The organism is Flavobacterium sp. JP2137, assembly GCF_050562195.1.
Lineage (GTDB): Bacteria > Bacteroidota > Bacteroidia > Flavobacteriales > Flavobacteriaceae > Flavobacterium.
In genome coordinates, this window is record NZ_CP191647.1 from 2,280,312 (window position 1) to 2,299,860 (window position 19,549).

The window sequence follows — 19,549 nt, forward strand, 5'->3', positions numbered from 1 at the left end:
GGCGGTGTTTTTGTTGTTTTTAAGAACGCGTGGTGGTCTGGTCGAAGGTTAGGCGCACTGTGGTGCCTCGTTGCAGTTCAGATTCCAATTCAAAAGTGATTTGATGCTGGTCTAAAATTGTCTTTGCCAGAGAAAGGCCTATGCCACTTCCGGGTATGCGACCGACATTTTTACCGCGGTAAAAGGTTTGTCCGATTAAGGACAAATCCTCGGGCGCGATGCCTTGACCGAAATCGCGTATTTCTACGGTTAAACGGCCGCCAATCTCTAAAATCGCGATGATAACCGGCTGTTTGTTCGAGTATTTTAAAGCATTTTCTACCAGGTTAAACAAGGCCAATTGTATCAGGGTTTCGTTGCCTTTGAATTCCAATAGGGCGGGATGGAGCACTTGCAAGTCGATCTTAATCGGCACTTCCAAGAACGTTGATTTTTCTTGCAGGGCCTCATAGACATTCCAAATGACTTCGTCTATCCTAAAAAAAACAAAAGTCGTCGCTTGGTTTTTTAATCCAGACATCAGCAAGAGGTTGGACAACAGGTCTTCTATTTTATAGACGTTTTCCAAGGCGTCGTCGGCAACTTTTTTGTACTCGGCTGCCGTGCGGTCTTTCTGGGCAAAGACCTCGAGATTGCCCGCTATGGCCGCTAGTGGGGTTTTGAATTCGTGAGAGACATAATTGATAAAGTTCTTCTGAATCAGAAAGGTTTCTGACAACCGTGCAAACAACTTGTTGTAGGTTTTGATCAGCTCATCCACTTCGTCGTTGGTATTGGGCGGGGTTATGGCTTGTCCCAAATTGGTGTCGTCGATTTGATTAATCTGCTTGACCACCTTGGAAATGGGGCGGTAGGCCAAGTTGGAAAGGTTTTTACTCAAAGCGAAAATTACAGCTAAGCCCGCCAGGAGAACCACGATCATAATTAACAACAACCGATGGGTTTGCGCGAGGAATTCCGAGTTGGAAGCCTTGACAAAAACCACAAAATTCCCCTGATTATCCGGATAGTAAATCCCGTAATAGAAGTGATCTTCCGACTGAAATTGAATCTTTTGCTGTTTGCGCACCCGTTCGAGATACTCGGTAGTAATGTGCGAATCGGAAAACAGCTTGCCATATTCCACTTGGTTCTCACTGTTATACACCGCTACCATCGAGCTTTCTATGGTAGATCTAAACTCGTTTCGAATCGTGGAGTGCTCAATCTGAGTCAGTTCGTCCTTTTCGAGATAATAAAAGGCCGAGAGCAAACTCGTCTTCTTTAACTCGTTAAAAAATACCCGCTCCGAACTGTTGTAAAAAGCAAAATAAATGAGGGCCGAAGTGATAAAAAATACCACTCCAAAGGTAACGGTCGATATAAGGGTCAGTCGGTTGCGCAGTTTCATACTTTTATTCTTTAATCATATAACCCATTCCCTTGATCGTGTGAATCAATTTGTAGGAGCTTTCATCTATTTTATTGCGCAGATACGATATATATACGTCCACCACATTGGTGTTGTTGTCGTAATTGATTCCCCACACCGCGTTTAAGATTTGCGTTCTCGAAACCGCCTTGTTTTTGTTTTCCAGCAGAAACAGCAGTAGCTTGTATTCCCTAGGCGACAGATCTATGGGGCGGTCGTTTTGAGAAACCGCATGGCTATCGGGGTCCAGCAGCAGCGAACCACAGCGGTATACCTGCTCTTTTTCCTGATAGTTGAACTTGGTTCTTCGGGTTAAGGCATTGATTCGCGAGATCAACTCATTGAAGTGAAAGGGCTTGGACAGGTAGTCGTCGGCACCGCTGTCTAAGGCGGCAATCTTGTCCGAGGAATCGCTCAGGGCACTCAATACCAAAATGGGGGTATAGATCTTTTTATAGCGAATCATCTGGGTGAGTTGAATGCCGTCTATGCCCGGCAACATGATGTCCATGAGAATGATGTCCCATTGATTGTCGCCAATCATCGCTCGAGCCTGCTCGCCGGAGGTCGCTAAACTGACTTGAAAGTCGTTTTCTTCCAGTCCTTTGATTACAAAATCACTAATGCGCTGATCGTCTTCAATGAGTAAAATGTTCATGGATTATATTTTTTCGGAATTAATTTTTATAAAGTCAGTGACCAAATAAGCGATGAGTTTACCGACTAAATGACTGTTTTTTTCAAAATCCAATGCCGGTGCTCCCTCGCAAATGTGAAGATAGGCTGCGTTTTTCGATTTTCCAAAAAAGTGGAGGAACTGCCGTAGGCGTTCTGCGGAAAAACCCGTAGGGGTACTGGCGCTACTAGCCACGTTGGGTATGGAGTCCAAATCGATTTCGATGCCGTAAAAGGCGTTGTCGATATGCTTTTGGGCGGCGAGTAATTCCGTGTCGAAAGACTTCTCTTTACGGATGCGAATTTGCTCGTAGGTATTGTATTTTACCTTGTCTGCCACGCCCTTAATGCTGTCAAAAACGCTCTTGGGCGTATAATTTTCGTGTAGGCCAAAGATGAAATAATGCTTTAAGAACCCCTCTTCAAAGGCGTAGGAAAAGCCGTTTCCGCTGTGTCTTCCCTCCAACGGTCTAAAGTCGGTGTGGGCGTCAAAGTTAATTACGTTAACGCTTTTGGCCTTGCCCAGCGCCAATCCCTTGATGTTTCCGTAGGCGTTGTTGTGTCCACCGCCAATGATAATCGGTATTTTATTGGCTTTTACGATTTGGCTCACTATATGCGACACCTCTTTATCCAGGGCTTCGACCAGCTTAAACAAGCGTCTGCGGTCTTCTTTTTGCGACACGTCTAAGGCCGCGGCGGCTTCCATTTCTGCCGAAAAGTCCAAATGCCCCAATACGGTAATCTGATTTCCCTTGCAAAAGCGGTTGTGCTGTATGTTTAAAAAACTACTCAAAAAACTCTCCCATGCACAGGCCGTGCCAGAGCGTCCAAAATTGGCCCGCACACCGATGTCTTCGGGTATGCCCAATAAAACGTATTTGGAATCGTTGTCGCGCAGTTCCGCAAAACAGTTTTCCGCTTGAGTAAGCACTTGTACCCGTTCGCCAAATTTGATTTCACCTTGTCGAAATCGGGTGTACTTGGTGATATCTGCCGTCGAAAATATTTGAAGTGGATGCATAAATAAAAGTATTAATAGGTATACTAATTTAGTTATAAGTACGTTAACATAGTAATCTTATTCCTTTTTTATTGGGATAAGTCGTTTTCATTTCCGAGGAATTAGTTTAAAATAATTCATTATTTTACCTCAAACTGCTTCGGCGGTTTGAGGTTTTTTGCTGTTTAAATGAGCTTGCCGTTGAGTATGACCTGATCGATGTGCTGGCTGGCAAAGGCATAGGGTATTTCGTAATACGAACTCAGGGGTTTGGTGATGATTAAACTCGCCTTTTTACCTACGGTGATACTGCCGTATTCCTCAGAAACGCCCATGGCATAAGCGCCGTTAATCGTCGCGGCATTGATCGCTTCTTCGGGGGTCATTTTCATTTTGATGCAAGCCGTGGCTACGACAAAATTCATATTGCCCGAAGGGGTGGTTCCCGGGTTGAAGTCCGAAGCCAAGGCTAGGGGAAGTCCAGCGTCTAGCATTTTGCGCGCAGGCGTATAGGGTATGGAGATAAAATAGGAACAGGTCGGTAATGCCACGGGCATGGTGCGGCTGTTTTTTAACACCGCGATATCCTCGTCGGTAACGATTTCCAAATGATCGACACTTAGGGCCCCGTTTTTAACACAGACGGCTATACCTCCGATAGCGGTAAATTGATTGACGTGAATCTTGGCGATTAATCCGTGTTGCTGTCCCGCTTGCATTATGCGTTCGGTTTCCGCAACGGAAAAATAGCCGGTTTCCAAAAAGGCATCGACATAGTCGGCGAGTTTTTCTCGCGCTATAGTCGGAATCATCTCGTCGATCAACAAATCGATATACGCTTCGTGATTATCCTTATAGGCCGCAGGAAATGCGTGGGCGCCCAAAAAGGTCGCTTTGATTTTGACCGGGTAATTCGCACCTAATTTTTTGATCACGCGCAACATCTTTAATTCCGATTCCAAGGTCAATCCGTAGCCGGATTTGATTTCCACGGCTCCAGTGCCCTGTTGCATCACTTCTTCTAGGCGTACTTTGGATTGTTCGTACAAATCCTCCTCGGAGGTGTTTTGCAGCTTGTCGGCCGAATTTAAAATTCCGCCCCCGCGATTAAAGATTTCCTCGTAGCTCAATCCGTTGATGCGATCGACGAATTCCTGCTGTCTGTTTCCGGCGTACACGATATGAGTATGGCTGTCGACCCAGCTCGGCAAAACGGTTTTGCCCGTCAAGTTGATCGTTTGATCCACCTCGATGTCGGGGCAGTTTGCCATGGGACCGTAGGCGGAAATCAAGTCGTCTTCTATCAATAAGTAGGCGTTTTCCAGGGTAGGGAGGGTTTTCATCGCATCCCCGCACAGCATTTCAATCGATTTTTCGCGAACTTGTACCAGCTCTTTTATATGGGTCAGTAAAATTTTCATCTGCTAAAATAGTTAATTTCCGTAAAAATAGAATGGAATTTTAAAAACTCCTATCTTTATCACAAATTTAATATTTGTGAAGAGAGTTAAATATAAGAAAAACAGGAAGCTTCAACCCAATTATCTGGAATATTCCGGTGCCTATCCCGATGTGTTAATCGCGATGCAGCTGTTTGTTTACGATGAGAATCACTTTGAGGAATACAACGATTTAACCCTGAGCGAAATGCACGAAATCGTGCAGAATTCCGACCCCCAAGCGACCAAGTGGTTTAACTTGCACGGGCTTCACGATATTGAACTCTTAAAGGCCATCGGAAAGGTGTTTGAAATTGAAGGCTACCTCATTGCAGAGGTCCTCAACTTCTCTCGCAGAACGCGTATGGAAGAACTCGACGACACGATTTTCTTTAGCGTCAAATCGATTTTGGCTTACGAGGATGTGGAAAGCGTCGACATCGAGCAAATCAGCTTTATCTTAAAAGACAACCTCCTGCTGTCGTTTCAAGAGAAAAAAGGCGATATCTTCTCCCTGGTTCGAGAGCGCATTCGAACCAAAACCGGCAGTGTGCGCAAAAAGAGCAATGAGTTTCTGTTGTTTTTATTGCTGGAGGGCATCATGGAAAACTTCTTTATCACCACCGATAACATAGAGGAAACAATCGAACAGGTTTTGCTGTCTTCCAAGGCCAGCTATAAGCGAAACGTCTTGGAGAGCATCGAGCGCAATATCGAAAGTTTAAACTACATCAAAAGGGCAATCATTCCCCTGCGCGACGTATTGTTTAACTTAAAGAGCACCGCCTCGGACTTGGATCCCAAGTTTATCTTGCCTTCGGATGTGATCTATTTTACCCGTTTGCACTACCGCTCGCTCGAACTCTTGGATCAAATCGAATACAATCTCGCTAAGATGGAAAGCGCCACCAATTATTTTTTCTCGGCCCAAAGTCATCGGATGAACGAAATTATGAAGGTACTGACCATAGTGTCCGTGATTTTTATCCCCCTGACTTTTATCGTGGGAATCTATGGGATGAATTTTGACCATATGCCCGAGCTGCATTTCGAAAACGGCTATTTTGCCACCCTCTTTGGCATGCTGTTTTTAGTGCTGCTGATGATCGGCTACTTCAAGTATAAAAAATGGTTTTAAACAGATAAATCCGCGGGAAACAAGTCCCTGTTACCCCCTTCTCAAACATCCGTCTATACGGGTGTTTTTTTATGGACTCCGCTGAATTTTTTTGTCCTTAAAATTTGTTTTTTATACTTTTTCCAGTTTTGTCATTTTATCGATCGAAGCCGTAATTTTTTATCAGAATCCCTTTTTGATTATAAAGCCTTGGTTAGTAGTATTTTTTTGGCTGTGTATTTTTGGGAGAACCCTATTTTGAGAAGGGCTTTTTTCCCTTAAAAGCGCCGTCGCAATTTTGCTGTCTTCCATATTTTCGTTAAGTTTGTAGTTATTTATTTTAAGTCTAAATAAGAACTGATGATAATAAAAGGATTGCTGTTACTTTGTTTAGTACTATTATCGTTGATTTCCCTGTTTGTTGGAGTTAAAGAAATTACCTTTTCTGATATATACCACTTAAATGACGAGGAGGTTTTGGTGTTTGTGGTCAGTAGAATTCCCCGCTTGATTTCTATACTAATTGCCGGGGTAGGTATGAGTATCTGCGGGTTGATCATGCAGCAAATTTCGATGAACAAATTTGTTTCGCCAACCACGGCGGGTACCCTAGATGCAACCAAAATGGGGATTCTGTTTAGTTTGATTTTGTTTCCCGCTGGAGGTATGATGACCAAGATGTTGTTTTCCTTTTCGATTGCACTGCTGGCGAGTTTGCTGTTTTTGAGGATAACCGATACCGTAAAATACAAGAGTTTGATTTTTATTCCCCTAATCGGAATTGTCTTCGGAAACATCTTAAATGCCATCTCGACTTTTTTCGCCTTTAAATTTGGCGTGATTCAGAATATGGAAGGTTGGATGATCGGCGATTTCTCGTCTATTATCAAAGGAAACTATGAAATTTTATATATCGGCATACCCATAGTGATACTCTGTTATTTCTACGCCAATAAGTTTACGATTATTGGCTTGGGCGAAGACACGGCAAAGAACTTGGGTTTAGACCATAAAAAGATTACTTATATCGGCTTGATTTTCGTGGCGATTACTTCCAGTGTAGTCGTGTTAACGGCGGGGGTTATTCCCTTTTTAGGCCTGATTATACCCAATATCGTCAGCATGATATTTGGCGATAATTTAAAGAAGACCTTGCCTTATACCGCCTTGATGGGAGCGGGCTTTTTATTGGTTTGCGACATCATCAGCAGACTGGTTATTTTTCCCTATGAAATTCCAATTGGCTTAACCGTGAGCATCATTGGCGGAGTGATTTTCTTAGCGATGTTATTAAAAAAGACCAAACATGTTTAAACATAAACCCATTTCAATCATGTTGCTGTTATTACTGGTGTTAATAGCGGTTTTTATGTTTACCTACACCGGTAGCAAGCTCGACTATGTATTGCCGCGTCGGGCGTATAAAGTGGGGGCAATGCTGTTGATTTCCTGTTGTATTGCCTACTCCTCGATCGTTTTTCAAACCATAGCGTCCAATCGTATTTTAACGCCTTCTATCATGGGCTTTGATTCCTTTTTTCTGTTGATTCAAGCGGTTTTGGTCTTTGTTTATGGCGATGAAACCTTTGAGGTGCTAAGCAGTGAATGGAATTTTATACTGTCGGTAGGGCTGATGCTGCTCTTTGCTTTGGGCTTGTATTACTTGGTGTTTAAAAAAGAATCCAAGAGTATATACCTATTGCTGTTGGTCGGTTTGTTGTTGGGCACGCTCTTTCGCAGTATCACTTCCTTTATAGTGGTGATATTAAATCCCAATGAATTTATGATTTTACAGGGCTCCATGTTTGCGAGTTTTGATAAAATCAACCTCAATTTACTCGGCTTTTCCGCGGTTATACTCGTGTTGGCCATGGTCTATGGCAGTCGTTTTTTTAGGCAGCTCGACGTCTTGTCCTTAGGACGGGAAAACGCGATCAGCCTGGGCGTGGATTACAACAAAGTCGTGCGTCAAAATCTGATGATTATCTCGGTGATGGTCGCTGTGGCTACGGCCTTGGTCGGACCCATCACTTTCTTGGGCATATTGGTGGCCAATTTAACCTACCAATTGATCAAGTCAAACAACCATAAAACCCTCATTTTCGCCTGTTGCTTACTGACATCGATTACTGTAATAGGCGGGCAGTATTTGGTCGAGCACCTCTTTAATATGTCGACGACCATTAGTATCATTATCAATTTTATAGGCGGTATCTATTTTATCTACCTCCTGTTAAAAACCAGCAAATCATGATAGCAGTTCAGAATATATCCAAATCCTACGGTGACAAAATCATTTTAGACGATGTTTCCATCACCTTTCCCAAGGGAAAAATAAGTTGTTTAGTCGGCGGAAATGGAACGGGAAAAAGCACCCTATTGTCCATTATCAGCCGATTGGTAACCAAGAATTCCGGCGAGATTCACTTGCTCGATCAGGACGTGATGAAGATGAGTCACCGCGATTTTGCCAAGAGATTGTCAATACTCAAGCAATCCAATCAGCCCAATATTCGATTGACCATTAGGGAATTGGTCTCCTTTGGGCGTTTTCCTCATTCTCAGGGCAAGCTCGGCAAGCTCGATATGGATAAAATCGCCGAATCTTTGGCCTTTATGGGATTGACGGCTATAGCCGACTACTACCTCGATGAACTCAGTGGTGGGCAGCGGCAAAGGGCGTTTTTGGCGATGGTTTTGGTGCAGGACACCGAATACATTTTGCTGGACGAGCCACTGAATAACTTGGATATGAAGCACTCGGTAGAAATCATGAAAATACTGCGAATACTCGCAGACCAATACGGCAAAACGATTATTATCGTCGTACACGACATCAATTTTGCCTCCTCCTATGCCGATTATATCGCTACGGTTAAAAATCACAAAATCAAGCATTTTGGAAAGACAGATGAGATCATTCGCCCCGATATCATGAAGGATATCTTCGGAATCGACATGACAATCATAGATAATTGTAACCAAAAATTTTGTATATATTTTAAATAGTTAATTATGAGAAAAATAATTTTATCGGGCCTGCTATTGGCCTTCTTTATGACCACCGCTTGCAAGGATAAAGTAGCCGATAATGCGGCTACAGAACAATTGGCGCCTGCCGAAACCCTGGTGATTACCCATCAATTGGGAACGACAGAGGTGGTTAAAAACCCCAAGAAAGTCGTGCTGTTAAGCTACGGCATCATCGATTCATTCGACAAGCTATCGATTAAAATTGCCGGTTTACCCAAGGCGAATTTGCCGGGGTACTTGAGTAAATATGCCGAAGACGACTCCATCGTAGACATCGGTAACTTAATGGATCCCAATTTTGAAAAAATCAACGAGTTAGGACCGGATTTAATCGTTATTTCGGCCAGACAATCCAAGTTATACGACGAGCTTTCCAAAATTGCACCGACGATTTACCTCGATATCGACAAAGACGATTACCTCGGGTCTTTTGAGAAAAACGCCCGTCAATTAGGCGTGCTGTTTGACAAAGAAGCCGAAGTGGAGAAGGACTTGGCGGCAATCAATACCAAAATTGCCAACATCAAAACAATAACGGAAAAAAGCGATAAAACCGGATTGATTGTATTGATTAATGAAGGCCGATACAGCGCGTACGGAAAGGGTTCTCGATTTGGAATCATCCACGATGTATTTGGAGTAAAGCCCGCCGATCAAAATATTGAAGTAGCCACGCACGGTCAATCAGTATCCAATGAGTTTATTCAAAAAATCAATCCCGACTACCTCTTTGTCATCGATAGAGGAGCGGCTATCAAAAAGAACGAATTGAATAAAGAAGCCTTTTCCAATGCGTTAATCGAGCGCACCAAAGCCTACAAAACCGATAAAATTATCTTTTTATCACCAGACGTGTGGTATTTATCTGGAGGAGGACTGGAATCGGTATCGATGATGGTCGATGAAATTGAACGAGCCATACAATAATCGTTTTGTTAATTATTAGTTAGTTCACCAAGAGGGGATGCTGTATGGGCATCCCCTTTTTGTTGCGGGGCAAAAGCCCTTCGAAGTGTTGAGCCAAAAAAAAACCTCTCGTATTGGAGAGGTTTTTTTGTTTTATTCGGTGATGTTGTTGTCGAGCAGCAGTTGCTGTGCCTTGGGCAAATCCGAAGTGTACACAAACACGTGTACCGCCTTATCGGCACTTCCAAAACCCGCACTGATGGCAGACTGAATATCGTCTCTTAAGATAAATTCAATATTGTTTTCTTCTAAAATGTCTTTGACGGCTAAAGTGGTGATTTCACTTCCCGAAAACAGTCGTACGTGGTTCATAAGCTTATTTTTTATCTACTAAAAGTAGGGAAAACAAATGGATTTCCCCTCAAAATAAGGTTTTATTAACAAAAAAAAGAGACTTTTTAAAAGCCTCTTTGTGTGAAGGTGATCCTCAGTGCTTAAACAGCAGTTTGAGGTAGCTCCGGTTGGTTTCTAAAAACCAGCTGGTTGTCAAAACAATCTAAGATAACTATGGAGTCTGCTTGCACCTTGCCTGCCAAAATCTCTTTGGAAAGCTGATTCAAAACCTCGCGCTGTACCACTCTTTTAACCGGACGCGCTCCGAAATGTGGGTCGTATCCCTTGGTCGCTAAATAGTCTATAGCTTCCGGGGTGGTTTCCAGGGTGATGTGTTGCAAGGCCAGCATTTGGGTAACCCCTTTTAATTGTAAGCTCACGATCGCGTGTATGTTGGCACGAGTAAGCGGTGTAAACATGACGATTTCGTCTATACGGTTGATAAACTCCGGACGTACAGTTTGCTTTAAAATATTTAAAACCTCCGTCTTCGCACTTTCCGAAGCGCGCTCGATATCGCCATTGGCCTGTTCAAATTTCTCTTGGATCACCTGGCTTCCTATATTGGAAGTCATGATGATGATCGTGTTTTTAAAGTCGGCCAATCGCCCTTTGTTATCGGTCAATCGCCCTTCATCCAACAGCTGTAATAAAATATTATAGGTATCTGGATGCGCCTTTTCGATCTCGTCGAGCAATACTACGGAGTAGGGTTTGCGTCGCACGGCCTCGGTCAATTGTCCGCCTTCGTCATATCCGACATATCCCGGAGGTGCACCGACCAATCGGCTCACGCTGTGGCGTTCGGAATACTCACTCATATCGATACGAGTCAGGGCGTTTTCATCGTCAAAGAGGTATTCGGCTAAGGCCTTGGCCAATTCCGTTTTACCCACACCGGTGGTTCCCAAAAACAGGAACGATCCAATGGGTCTCTTAGGGTCTTGCAAGCCCGATCGGCTGCGTCGAACCGCATCGCTAATCGCTTCAATAGCCTCTTCCTGACCCACCACGCGTTGGTGTAATTCCGCTTCCAAATGCAGCAGTTTTTCGCGTTCGCTTTGCAGCATTTTGGTCACCGGAACCCCCGTCCATTTGGCTACGATTTCGGCGATGTCGTCATAGGTAACCTCTTCCTTGATCAGGGTGTGGCCCTTTTGGTTTTCGTCCAACTGCGACTGTTGTTTTTGCAGCGCTTCCTGGGCATCCTTGATTTTGCCGTATCGCAATTCCGCTACCTTGCCGTAATCGCCTTCGCGCTCGGCTTTATCGGCTTCTAATTTGTAATTCTCGATGTCGAGCTTGATGTTTTGAATGCTGTCCACCACATCTTTTTCCGCCTTCCATTTCGAATAAATATCGTTGCGCTCCTCCTTTAAATTGGCCAATTCCAATCCGAGAATTTTGAGCTTGTTTTCGTCGTTTTCGCGTTTAATCGCTTCGATTTCGATTTCCAATTGCATGATTTTACGATCCAAAACGTCGAGTTCCTCGGGCTTTGAATTGATTTCCATTCGCAGCTTAGCGGCAGCCTCGTCCATCAAGTCAATCGCTTTGTCCGGTAAATAACGGTTGGTGATATAGCGTTGTGATAGGGCTACTGCTCCGATAATCGCTTCGTCTTTGATGCGCACCTTGTGGTGGGCTTCATACTTTTCCTTGATACCGCGCAAAATCGAAATCGCACTTTCCGTATCGGGTTCATCAATCAGGATTTTTTGGAAACGACGCTCTAAGGCCTTGTCCTTTTCAAAGTATTTTTGATACTCGTCCAAGGTGGTGGCTCCTATAGCTCTAAGTTCTCCACGGGCCAAGGCCGGCTTTAAAATATTGGCCGCATCCATGGCGCCATCACCACCTCCTGCGCCGACTAAAGTGTGTATCTCATCGATAAACAAAATGATGTTACCGTCGGAGGAGGTCACTTCTTTTACCACCGATTTGAGGCGCTCTTCAAATTCACCCTTGTATTTGGCACCCGCTATTAGCGCACCCATATCCAGGGAAAATACCAGTTTGTCTTGGAGGTTTTCCGGAACATCGCCCTGTACAATTCTACGCGCCAGTCCTTCCGCTATAGCGGTTTTACCCACACCGGGCTCGCCCACTAGCATCGGGTTGTTTTTGGTTCGTCGCGATAGAATTTGCAGCACGCGGCGAATTTCTTCATCACGCCCAATTACCGGATCGAGCTTGCCGTCTTTGGCCAGCTGATTGAGGTTCTTGGCAAATTTATTTAAGGCATTATAAGTCTCCTCTGCCGAAGCGGAAGTCACGCGCGCCCCACCGCGAATTTCGGTAATCGCCGCGGTCAAATCCTTCTCGGTAACCCCTTGGTCCTTTAAGATTTGTGCAACCTTGCTTTTGGATTTAAAAATGGCCAAAATCAAGTGCTCTATAGAAACGTATTCGTCTTCCATCTTTTGGGCTATGGCACTGGCCTCGGTCAAAGCCGTATTGGCTTCTCTGGATAAGCTAATCGTACCCCCGCTCACTTTGGGAAAACTCGATATGGTACTGTCCAAAATCTGTTTGAACAAGTCGATGTTGATGTTTAATTTTTTTAAGATAAAGGGGGTCACGTTCTCATCTACCGCCAAAATGGCTTTAAAGAGGTGCTCGTTCTCGATCAATTGCTGCCCATTGGCCTGCACCAGTACTTGGGCCTGCTGTATCGCCTCTTGCGATTTAATGGTAAAATTATTTAGGTTCATTTTTCTATGTTTTTTTGGTTGTTAATAGGAAAACAATTTATATTCCAATTGTTAAAACATGACAATTAGTCTCGTTTTGGACTAAATTAGCATCAATTTAATGACGTTTTGTCGGTAAATGCCGCAAAAACGCTGCAAAATGTCTAACCATTCCGGCTGAATGTGGACAATGATGGTTATGAAGCCCGCGTTCTTCTATAAATTTACAACCTAATTAGGTAATAACCAGGATTAAAATGCTCTTTATTAACAAATTGGCTCTGTATTTTTAATTAGCATAGCAACCTAATTCGTTGCTGATTGCTTCGGGTAACTCTTCTATCCGTGTTGAAGTCTGGTTTATGGGGACGGAACGGCTTTAAAATGGACCAAAAAGTAACCGTTGGTCTCGTGGGGTGCAGCTGTAGGTCTGTTTTTTGTTTTTTGGCGTGATATGGCAATGATAGGTGATTAATGTTTTAAAAATTACCAAAAAAGGTTTGATTAACGGTGGTTAGTAGTTAATTTTAATAAATGCCTGGTATGGTATTTGTGACAGTATAAGGGATGCTTATATTAATGTTTAAAAACCGATTACCAGGATGAAAAGACTTGAAAATAAAACCGCCATTATAACAGGAGGAGCTAGCGGTATAGGAAAAGCAACTGTTGAATTATTTGTAAAAGAAGGAGCTCAGGTGGTAATAGCCGATTTTTCCGATGCGGGTAAGGAATTGGAAACGCGATTGAACAAAGCGGGGTTTCAAACTTTGTTTGTAAAAACCGATGTAACTAAGGAGGAGGAGGTTAAAAAAATGATCGCCAAGACCGTGGAGAAATTTGGAAAATTGGATATTTTATATGCCAATGCCGGAATTGCCAACGACGGCAATATCGATGAACTCGAATACGAAAAGTGGAAGCGAACCATCGATATTAATTTGAATGGCGTTTTCTTATCGGATAAATACGCGATCATGCAGATGTTGAAGCAGGGAACTGGTGGAGCGATTGTCAATGCGGGTTCCATACACAGTTTTGTCGGTAAAATCGGTGTAACGGCCTATGCTTCGGCCAAGGGCGGTGTTAAGTTGTTGACTCAAACCCTGGGTGCTACTTATGGAAAAAAAGGCATACGCATCAATGCCGTTGCACCGGGCTATATCAATACGCCTTTGATTCACGGAGCCCCTACACAAGACTTGGTCGATTTGCATCCGATGGGACGTTTGGGAACTCCGGAGGAAGTGGCTAAGGCAGTATTGTTTTTGGCTTCTGACGACGCCTCGTTTATTTCGGGTACCGAAATCTTGGTCGATGGCGGTTACACAGCGGTATAACGGATATATTTACCGATTCGTATTATGGCGCATAAGCGGATAGTCGAAGTGGTAAATTCGCGAAAAAAAGCTTAACTTTGTTTAAAATGCAACAAGTATGGAATGGATACAATTAGAATCGGAAGGGCAATTAATGGAATTAGCAGCGCTTTCCGAACGAGCAGCTGTATTGATTTTTAAGCACAGTACCAACTGTTATGTCAGCAAAACGGTGTTAAAAAACTTTGAGCGCTCCTATAAAGAAAACGATCAGGTAAAAGCTTATTTTTTGGATTTAATCGCCTACCGAGCGATTTCCAATAAAATCGCAGCCGATTACCAAGTGGAACACCAATCACCTCAGTTGATTGCGATTTATAAAAACCAAGTGATTTACCACGCCTCACACAGCGACATCGACGCCGATGCCGTGGAAAAAGTTATTCATTCCAAGTTGTAAAAGAATACCTTGAGTCCTGAATTATCGATACGGGTAAATTTAAAAAAACAATGGTTTTAAAAGGGCTGTCTCATAACGCGAGACAGCCCTTTTTTTGCGCTGTTTTCGCTTGGAAACGGACGTTCTGGTCGCTTGTCAAAGTCGTAGCAGTTGGCTTTCTTATAGAAAAACCTTAAAAAACAAGGATGCTCTCTTCTCGAGATGGCTTCCTTGTTTTTTTTTTTTTTTTTGAGTTTCCTGTTCCAGTGGAATTCGAATAGCAGTTTTTGCATAGCCCTTGGAGAGGGGAGTTGGCTGGGTTGGTTGTGTGGTTTGTGTTCGGCTACCGCTGTTTTTCCGGTTCTTTGCCCGATCCCTATGTCGGTCGTTTCGACAAGGAAACCGGGCATTGCAATGCCTTGCACCGGATTAAAGGACCGATGGGATATCACGATGGATTAACCGCTATTGCGGTAGACAACGACCAAAATATTTTGGTCGGAGGACATTTTAGCGGCCCCTTATTTGTAGATGATCCCGATGTGCTGCAGATGACCTCTATTTTTTTTCCGGTGTTCCCGATTTTTTTTGTTGCTAAGTTGGCAGCTTGGAATTGTGGAGAACACCCTCCCACAATTGGTACTGGCTTAAAACCAGCGGAAAAAGTGGTGCTCTACCCAAATCCAACTAGGGATAAAGTTTTTTGGAAATCGGATCGGCAATGGACCTATTATGAGGTGTATGATTTGCAAGCGCGTATAGTAGCTCAAGGTCATATAGAAGTGCAAGAGGTGTCTTTACGACATTTGCCGGTGGGGCAATACATACTCGCTTTGCTGGACTACGACGGACATAAAGTGACTCAAAAGGTGCTGGTGGACTGACATGTTTAAAGCGATCAAAAACGATTTCTTTACCCAACTTCCACCCGCTTACCATCAAAATCGGGATAAAAAACCAACTCCTCCTTTGTAGTGGATAAGATTTTTTATAAAAAGCGTTATGTCTGAATGCTACAGGCCAAGGGATTAGAAATCAACCTATAAAAAACAGTAGTAAACGAATCTACTACTGTTTTGTTTTTACCATATTAATCGGCTGGCGATATTTTGGAATTGCTGGTTGAATTTTTTATAGAATCACGTCATTCGGCAGCAATTGGCTGGAAACTTCACCAAAGCCGATGCGGACTTCGCCGTTCTGGCAAAAGCCTTTCATAATAACGGTATCGTAATCTTCGATAAAAGTTCGTGTAGAGCCGTCGTTGAGTTGGAGCGGATTTTGACCGGCCCACGTCAGTTCCAAAAGCGAGCCGAAACTTTCGGGAGCACTACCCGATATGGTACCCGAACCCATCAGATCTCCGGAGTTTATTCGGCAGCCATTGATGGTGTGGTGCGCCAATTGCTGACTCATCGTCCAGTATAAATATTTAAAATTCGAGGCGGTAACCCGTGTCGAATCGCTATTTTCGGGTTGGATATAGACTTCCAAATTGATGTCGAAAGCCCGATTGCCCTCCTGTTGCAAATAGGCAAAAGGCGTGGGGTCTTGTTTGGGACTCGCCGTTCTATAAGGCTCCAGGGCATCTAGGGTCACGATCCATGGCGATATAGAAGAGGCAAAGTTTTTGGCTAAAAACGGCCCTAAAGGCACGTATTCCCATGTTTGTATGTCGCGCGCACTCCAGTCGTTTAGGAGTACCAGGCCAAAGATGTGGTCTTCGGCTTCGGCTATGGGAATAGGGTTGCCCATCAGATTGGCATCTGCCGTAATAAAAGCGGTCTCCAATTCGAAATCCACGCGTTTGGACGTGCCAAAAATCGGCTGCGAAGCGCCTTTGGGCAGGGTTTGTCCCAGCGGTCGGCGCACGGCTACTCCAGAGGGCACTATGGTAGAGCTCCTGCCGTGGTAACCCACCGGTATGTGTAGCCAATTGGGCAATAGCGCATTGGCTGGGTCTCTAAACATCATACCCACATTGGTCGCATGCTCTTTACTCGAATAAAAATCGGTATAATCGCCTATTAATACCGGTAATTGCATTTCGACATCGCTGATGTTGAAAATTACGATATCACGGTGTTTTTTGTCGTCTTTAAGCGCGGTATTTGCGGCGTCAAAAATATCGGCCAACCGATTGCGCACAGCTCTCCAGGTCTTTTTGCCCGAGGATATAAAATCGTTTAACGTGTCTTGCATAAAAAGGTCGTCGGTTAAATCGATGCCTTTAAAATACCCCAATTGGTGCAGTGCATTCATGTCGATGGCAAATTTTCCAATCCGAGTGCCAATGGTGATAACATCCTCTTTGGTTATAAAAACGCCAAAGGGAAGATTTTGAATGGGAAAGTCGCAATCGGGCGCAACTTCGAGCCAACTCTTTCGTTTGGGGTCATTAGCAGTTATTATCATATTTAGCCTTTTTTAATTGTTTCTCATTTTATATGTTCATCAAATATATAATTAAGCGTGTAATTAACAAACGTTTTTTGTATTTTTGAAATCATTTTAATGTAAACAAATAGAATGCAAAACGATACACAAATTTTTGAGCTGATTCTTGAAGAACAAGACAGGCAAATTCACGGACTGGAATTAATTGCTTCAGAAAACTTTGTAAGCGAGCAAGTTATGGAGGCTGCAGGATCCGTATTGACCAATAAATACGCAGAGGGCTATCCAAACAAACGCTACTATGGAGGGTGTGAAGTGGTCGATGTCATTGAGCAAATTGCCATAGACCGAGCAAAAGCCTTGTTTGGTGCGGCCTATGTAAACGTACAACCGCACTCGGGCTCACAGGCGAATACCGCGGTATACGCTGCTTGTTTAAAGCCAGGAGATAAAATTTTGGGTTTTGACCTCTCTCATGGAGGACACCTCACTCACGGTTCGCCGGTGAATTTTTCCGGAAAATTGTATCAACCCGTATTCTACGGTGTTGATCGCGAAACCGGCGTTTTGAATTACGACAAAATCCAAGAAATCGCTACCAAGGAGCAGCCGAAAATGATTATCGCTGGAGCTTCGGCTTATTCTAGAGATATGGACTTCGCGCGCTTTAGAGCTATAGCCGATAGCGTAGGTGCCATACTGATGGCCGATATCGCTCACCCGGCCGGACTGATTGCCAAAGGCTTGATGAACGACCCGGTTCCACATTGTCACATCATCACCACAACCACCCATAAAACCCTTCGCGGTCCCCGTGGCGGAATGATCATGATGGGCCAAGACTTTGAAAATCCCTTCGGACTCAAAACCCCTAAAGGCGAGTTGCGCATGATGTCGTCGCTACTGGATAGTGGGGTATTTCCCGGAAATCAAGGAGGTCCGTTGATGCACATCATCGCGGCAAAGGCCGTCGCTTTTGGCGAAGCCCTATCCGACGAGTTCTTTCAATACATGTTGCAAGTACAAAAAAATGCCAAGGCCATGGCAGCGGCATTTGTAGCCAAGGGATACGATATTATCTCTGGCGGAACGGACAATCACATGATGCTGATCGACTTGAGAAACAAAAACATCAGCGGTAAAGACGCCGAGCAAGCCCTGGTTAAAGCAGAGATTACCGTGAATAAAAACATGGTGCCCTTCGATGATAAGTCGCCTTTTGTGACTTCTGGAATCCGCATCGGAACTCCAGCGGTAACCACGCGCGGATTGGTCGAAGCTGATATGGCAACCATCGTCGATTTAATCGACCGCGTATTGACCAATCATACCGACGAGGCCGTGATTGAAGCCGTAGCAGAAGAAGTTAATGATATGATGGGCGAACGCGCGATGTTCGTGTACTAAGCCCTTTTAAATACCTTATAAAAGCAGTTTCAGCAATGAAGCTGCTTTTTTTGTGTGCTACCGCTCGAGTTCTACGCTACCGCGCCAGTCCTCTTGCGTGGTTTAGTCCCAGTATATTGCTGCTGACCGAGTATAAAATTTATTCGATTACATTACTGTTTGAAGTCGAAGTGTCGACGACGTTAATCCATTCGCATGGTCTATATTCAATAGAAGAACGCTCCATCAAATGGGGGGACGACATAAAGTTTTTTTGAGATTGGTCGTAATTATAAAAAAACGAGTCCATTTTTTGATTACGGCAAAATAGACTGCAATTTCTTTGTATATTACCGCTAATTTCCCCAAAACCGTCACAATATTGCGAATATTTGCCTTTTGGCGAATGGATGGCGGAGCAAAACTTAAGCACCTATTACAATAACGGCTATAAGTTTAATGCCAAGGAATTGGATGTGGCTACAGGGATGTATTATTATGGTGCACGTTATTATGACCCAAAAACAAGTTTGTTTTTGAGTGTGGATCCGCTGGCGGAGGATTTTCCAGGATGGACTCCATATCATTATGTACACAATAATCCAATCAATCTGATTGATCCTACCGGGATGGCAGCTGAGGAAAATGATGAATGGGTGAAAAAAGGAAATACTTATTTTTGGGATGACCGGGTAACTAGCCAAGAGACTGCTTCGAAATATCACGGTGGGGAAGCAAAACATATTGGAGTAGATAAAACGGTATCGACTGATAAAAATGGAAAAACCGTTGATTCAGTGACATTAAGTAACGATGGAAGTATGACTAAGGGAAATAAGACGGTAGGTGTAAATTCGAATGAGAAATTAACGAATCAAAGTGGTTCTACTTTTATTTCAAGACAAACTCAAGGTAGTTTTCTTTCCATAGGAGTTGATGGCGCATTAATGGGAGGATTTGGATTTCAGGTTGGGCTTGTTAGTGATGCCGTTGGAGATACAAGTTTTTTCATTAATTTCAATGCTAACATAGGAGTAGGTGGAGGAGCTGGTTGGGATGCAGGAACGATAAGTCCTACAGGAGATAATCAGTTTTTAAATAGTGATTTTGATGGTAACAGTGGTGGATATAATGCAGGAATTTCTACACCTATTTTAGATGCTTCTTGGGGAAAAGGAGGAAGTGTTGATAGTAATTGGCATGCTACAAATAAAATGAATCATACTGAATTTGGTGCTAATAGAAGAGGGTATAAGACAACGCAATCAGGCTTTAGTACAGGAAGTGGCTTTAGAGCAGGAGGTATGTATTCCTATGGAACTACAAAAGTTTTTTAAA

General features: G+C 43.6%; 17 protein-coding genes. 10 read left to right on the top strand and 7 right to left on the bottom strand.

Annotated features, from left to right (window positions below; genetic code table 11):
* Nucleotides 1-19: 19 nt before the first annotated feature.
* From ACQZ43_RS09965 to hutI, 4 genes are all read right to left on the bottom strand, one after another.
* Nucleotides 20-1,390 (bottom strand): sensor histidine kinase, encoded by a 1,371-nt coding sequence (locus tag ACQZ43_RS09965; protein WP_430612203.1) that lies wholly within the window; start codon nt 1,388-1,390, stop codon nt 20-22.
* 4 nt (nt 1,391-1,394) lie between these two features.
* On the bottom strand, nt 1,395-2,069 hold the full coding sequence (locus ACQZ43_RS09970; RefSeq protein ID WP_430612205.1) for a response regulator transcription factor: 675 nt from the start codon (nt 2,067-2,069) through the stop codon (nt 1,395-1,397).
* 3 nt (nt 2,070-2,072) lie between these two features.
* Nucleotides 2,073-3,110: a formimidoylglutamase gene (locus ACQZ43_RS09975; RefSeq protein WP_430612207.1), complete on the bottom strand. Its 1,038-nt coding sequence runs from the start codon at nt 3,108-3,110 to the stop codon at nt 2,073-2,075.
* A gap of 164 nt (nt 3,111-3,274) precedes the next feature.
* Nucleotides 3,275-4,510 carry an imidazolonepropionase gene (gene hutI, locus ACQZ43_RS09980; protein WP_430612209.1) on the bottom strand — a complete coding sequence of 412 codons (1,236 nt, stop codon included), beginning with the start codon at nt 4,508-4,510 and terminating at the stop codon, nt 3,275-3,277.
* A gap of 76 nt (nt 4,511-4,586) precedes the next feature.
* Between hutI and corA the strand changes: the two genes are divergently transcribed.
* From corA to ACQZ43_RS10005, 5 genes are all read left to right on the top strand, one after another.
* Nucleotides 4,587-5,666 carry a magnesium/cobalt transporter CorA gene (gene corA, locus ACQZ43_RS09985; protein WP_430612211.1) on the top strand — a complete coding sequence of 360 codons (1,080 nt, stop codon included), beginning with the start codon at nt 4,587-4,589 and terminating at the stop codon, nt 5,664-5,666.
* 342 nt (nt 5,667-6,008) lie between these two features.
* Nucleotides 6,009-6,959, top strand: a complete 951-nt coding sequence (locus ACQZ43_RS09990; protein WP_430615646.1) for an ABC transporter permease — start codon at nt 6,009-6,011, stop codon at nt 6,957-6,959.
* On the top strand, nt 6,952-7,899 hold the full coding sequence (locus tag ACQZ43_RS09995) for an iron chelate uptake ABC transporter family permease subunit (protein ID WP_430612213.1): 948 nt from the start codon (nt 6,952-6,954) through the stop codon (nt 7,897-7,899). The genes ACQZ43_RS09990 and ACQZ43_RS09995 overlap by 8 nt, the downstream gene beginning before the upstream one ends.
* Entirely contained in the window at nt 7,896-8,654 is a 759-nt protein-coding gene (locus ACQZ43_RS10000; RefSeq protein ID WP_430612215.1) for an ABC transporter ATP-binding protein, read from the top strand. Before ACQZ43_RS09995 ends, ACQZ43_RS10000 begins: the two co-directional genes overlap by 4 nt.
* A gap of 6 nt (nt 8,655-8,660) precedes the next feature.
* On the top strand, nt 8,661-9,605 hold the full coding sequence (locus tag ACQZ43_RS10005) for a siderophore ABC transporter substrate-binding protein (RefSeq protein WP_430612217.1): 945 nt from the start codon (nt 8,661-8,663) through the stop codon (nt 9,603-9,605).
* 132 nt (nt 9,606-9,737) lie between these two features.
* On the opposite strand, the gene ACQZ43_RS10010 is transcribed toward ACQZ43_RS10005, so the two are convergent.
* Nucleotides 9,738-9,956, bottom strand: a complete 219-nt coding sequence (locus ACQZ43_RS10010) for a DUF2007 domain-containing protein (RefSeq protein ID WP_430612219.1) — start codon at nt 9,954-9,956, stop codon at nt 9,738-9,740.
* A gap of 122 nt (nt 9,957-10,078) precedes the next feature.
* Entirely contained in the window at nt 10,079-12,691 is a 2,613-nt protein-coding gene (gene clpB, locus ACQZ43_RS10015) for an ATP-dependent chaperone ClpB (RefSeq protein ID WP_430612221.1), read from the bottom strand.
* 581 nt (nt 12,692-13,272) lie between these two features.
* On the opposite strand from clpB, the gene ACQZ43_RS10020 reads away from it, so the two are divergent.
* From ACQZ43_RS10020 to ACQZ43_RS10030, 3 genes are all read left to right on the top strand, one after another.
* Nucleotides 13,273-14,010 (top strand): SDR family NAD(P)-dependent oxidoreductase, encoded by a 738-nt coding sequence (locus ACQZ43_RS10020; protein ID WP_430612223.1) that lies wholly within the window; start codon nt 13,273-13,275, stop codon nt 14,008-14,010.
* A 97-nt stretch (nt 14,011-14,107) separates the two neighbouring features.
* A complete protein-coding gene (gene ytxJ, locus ACQZ43_RS10025) occupies nt 14,108-14,449 on the top strand; it encodes a bacillithiol system redox-active protein YtxJ (RefSeq protein WP_430612225.1) in 342 nt (113 codons plus the stop codon).
* 266 nt (nt 14,450-14,715) lie between these two features.
* Nucleotides 14,716-15,312, top strand: coding sequence for a T9SS type A sorting domain-containing protein (locus ACQZ43_RS10030; RefSeq protein ID WP_430612227.1), 597 nt, complete (start codon nt 14,716-14,718; stop codon nt 15,310-15,312).
* A gap of 247 nt (nt 15,313-15,559) precedes the next feature.
* On the opposite strand, the gene fahA is transcribed toward ACQZ43_RS10030, so the two are convergent.
* On the bottom strand, nt 15,560-16,843 hold the full coding sequence (fahA, locus tag ACQZ43_RS10035) for a fumarylacetoacetase (RefSeq protein WP_430612229.1): 1,284 nt from the start codon (nt 16,841-16,843) through the stop codon (nt 15,560-15,562).
* A 114-nt stretch (nt 16,844-16,957) separates the two neighbouring features.
* Here fahA and glyA point away from each other — a divergent pair, with 114 nt between their 5' ends.
* Both glyA and ACQZ43_RS10045 read left to right on the top strand, forming a co-directional pair.
* Nucleotides 16,958-18,232 (top strand): serine hydroxymethyltransferase, encoded by a 1,275-nt coding sequence (gene glyA / locus ACQZ43_RS10040; RefSeq protein ID WP_430612231.1) that lies wholly within the window; start codon nt 16,958-16,960, stop codon nt 18,230-18,232.
* Between the two features lie 389 nt (nt 18,233-18,621).
* Complete coding sequence (locus ACQZ43_RS10045; protein ID WP_430612233.1) at nt 18,622-19,548, top strand: RHS repeat-associated core domain-containing protein; 927 nt, start codon at nt 18,622-18,624, stop codon at nt 19,546-19,548.
* The last annotated feature ends 1 nt before the right edge of the window (nt 19,549 follow it).

Bases quoted from the DNA above. Each gene is read 5' to 3' on its own strand.
- clpB (WP_430612221.1), bottom strand. From the start codon at position 12,691: ATGAACCTAAATAATTTTACCATTAAATCGCAAGAGGCGATACAGCAG.
- ACQZ43_RS10000 (WP_430612215.1), top strand. From the start codon at position 7,896: ATGATAGCAGTTCAGAATATATCCAAATCCTACGGTGACAAAATCATT.
- ACQZ43_RS10005 (WP_430612217.1), top strand. From the start codon at position 8,661: ATGAGAAAAATAATTTTATCGGGCCTGCTATTGGCCTTCTTTATGACC.
- hutI (WP_430612209.1), bottom strand. From the start codon at position 4,510: ATGAAAATTTTACTGACCCATATAAAAGAGCTGGTACAAGTTCGCGAA.
- ACQZ43_RS10020 (WP_430612223.1), top strand. From the start codon at position 13,273: ATGAAAAGACTTGAAAATAAAACCGCCATTATAACAGGAGGAGCTAGC.
- ACQZ43_RS10010 (WP_430612219.1), bottom strand. From the start codon at position 9,956: ATGAACCACGTACGACTGTTTTCGGGAAGTGAAATCACCACTTTAGCC.
- fahA (WP_430612229.1), bottom strand. From the start codon at position 16,843: ATGATAATAACTGCTAATGACCCCAAACGAAAGAGTTGGCTCGAAGTT.
- ACQZ43_RS09975 (WP_430612207.1), bottom strand. From the start codon at position 3,110: ATGCATCCACTTCAAATATTTTCGACGGCAGATATCACCAAGTACACC.
- ACQZ43_RS10045 (WP_430612233.1), top strand. From the start codon at position 18,622: ATGGCGGAGCAAAACTTAAGCACCTATTACAATAACGGCTATAAGTTT.
- ytxJ (WP_430612225.1), top strand. From the start codon at position 14,108: ATGGAATGGATACAATTAGAATCGGAAGGGCAATTAATGGAATTAGCA.
- ACQZ43_RS09995 (WP_430612213.1), top strand. From the start codon at position 6,952: ATGTTTAAACATAAACCCATTTCAATCATGTTGCTGTTATTACTGGTG.
- ACQZ43_RS09965 (WP_430612203.1), bottom strand. From the start codon at position 1,390: ATGAAACTGCGCAACCGACTGACCCTTATATCGACCGTTACCTTTGGA.
- glyA (WP_430612231.1), top strand. From the start codon at position 16,958: ATGCAAAACGATACACAAATTTTTGAGCTGATTCTTGAAGAACAAGAC.
- ACQZ43_RS09970 (WP_430612205.1), bottom strand. From the start codon at position 2,069: ATGAACATTTTACTCATTGAAGACGATCAGCGCATTAGTGATTTTGTA.